This is a genomic window from Acrocarpospora catenulata (assembly GCF_018476525.1).
GTDB classification, from domain to species: Bacteria; Actinomycetota; Actinomycetes; order Streptosporangiales; family Streptosporangiaceae; genus Acrocarpospora; species Acrocarpospora catenulata.
The window spans coordinates 1-1,662 of the sequence record NZ_JAHCST010000149.1; the positions used below are offsets into that span (position 1 = coordinate 1).

Sequence of the window (1,662 nt, forward strand, 5' to 3'; positions counted from 1 at the left end):
CCTGGATCTTTCGTGATCTTCCCGTGGTCGGTTGAATGGTCCGGCTGAGCGTTGATTGCGTGATCGGGTCAGTGTTGTGGCCCGGCTGTCGTGCCGGGTTGACGGGGATCCACGGGCCCGCGGTTGTCCTTTCTGATCGCTGGGTCGGCTTGGTGCTGGTCAGGTCGGTGCTGGCAAGGCTTGCAGCCGGGCGATGGCGGTGATGATCTGCTGGGCCCAGGGCCACCGGGCGGCGATGCGCAGCCGTAATCGCCGGCCTCCCCGCGTCAGACGTGCGGCCACGGCGAACAGGCGCAGCCGCAGCCGTTTGGGTTCATAGCAGCGGGCCGGGCTGCCCTCCAGGGCGAGCAGTTGCATCCAGGCCAGCAGGTCGCAGGCCAGAGCGACGATCTCGCACCAGACCTGGTTCTGAGCGAAGCCGTGCAGGGGCAGGTTGCGCAGTCCGGTGTCCTTGGCGGTGCGGATGCGGTCCTCGCAGCGGGCGCGGCGGCGGTGGCGCAGTTCCAGGTCGGCGAGCTGGCCGCGTCCGCCACCCGGGCGGGTGCCGGTGACGAAACAGGTGAACCGGTGGCCGTCGATGTCGGTGAAGCGGAGCTGTGCGCCGGGGTGCGGGCGTTCCCTGCGGGCGATGACCCGCATGCCCTTGGGCCAGGAGGACAGGTCGAGCATCCCGGTCAGCTCGGCGACCCACGCGCCGGGCCGGGGTTGCCTGTCGGCGTCGTAGGCGACCTCCCACATTTCCGCGGGGAGGGCGAGGATGGCCGCCTGGATGTCCTTGGTGAGGGTGAACCCGATGGAGTATTTGAGGCGTCTGCGGGTCACCCAGTCCAGGAACGCGTGGGTGCCGCCGCCGGAGTCGGTCCGGATCAGGACTTGTTTGTGCAGGTGGGCGGGGATCTGGTTGAGGGCGAGCCGCCCGGCGGTGATGTGGTCGTCGGCGGTGTTGGAGCCCGCGTTTCCGGCCCGGAGCAGCAGGGCGGCCGCCTCGCCGGTCCCGCCGGGGCCGTGGTCGACGAACGCGGTCATCGGGTGGTGTCCGAAGGTGTGTTTCCAGGTGGGGGTGGCCTGTTGTTTCTCGGAGTGGGCGATCACGATGGTGGCGTCCAGGTCCACCGGGATCAGGGCGCCGCGGGCGCCGGGAGCGCGGTCACCGGCCAGCCTCCAGGCCCGCGACCTGGCCGCCGCCCGCGCGGCGCGGATCGCCCGCAACGCCTTGGGGCCGGCGTCGGCGAGGGTTTTGACCAGCCGCGACACCGTTGGATCGGAGGCGGCCGAGCCGAACAGCTCGGGCGAGTCCCGCACTATCGAGATGTCGGCCAGGCAGTCGCCGCCGAGCGCGAGCGCCATCGCCAGGTCTGTCACGATCTTTCCGGGATCGTGCACTGCTCGGGGAGGCCGCCACCGTTGCAGTGCCTGTGACATGCCCTGATCCAGGCCCGTGGCTCTCAGTGTCTCGATCAGGAGCAGGCCACCGGCCTGGCAGACCAGTCCCTTGCCGTCCGCAGACGCGACGATCTTGGAGCGGCGAGCGATAGAGTGCACTCGGAAAGTGCCTTTCGAGTTGGTGCGGACAGGACCCTCAGCAAGTCCAATCCTTCCAGCTCAAGGCACTTTTCACGTTTAACGATCGGTTCCGGCCGCTTCCCAGGCGAAAGCCCCAGG

At 69.3% G+C, this 1,662-nt stretch carries 1 protein-coding gene; it reads right to left on the reverse strand.

Going from position 1 to position 1,662, the window contains the following annotated elements; translation table 11 throughout:
- Positions 1-159: 159 nt before the first annotated feature.
- Positions 160-1,542 (reverse strand): IS1380 family transposase, encoded by a 1,383-nt coding sequence (locus KIP79_RS46100; protein WP_214111419.1) that lies wholly within the window; start codon positions 1,540-1,542, stop codon positions 160-162.
- Between the last annotated feature and the right edge of the window lie 120 nt (positions 1,543-1,662).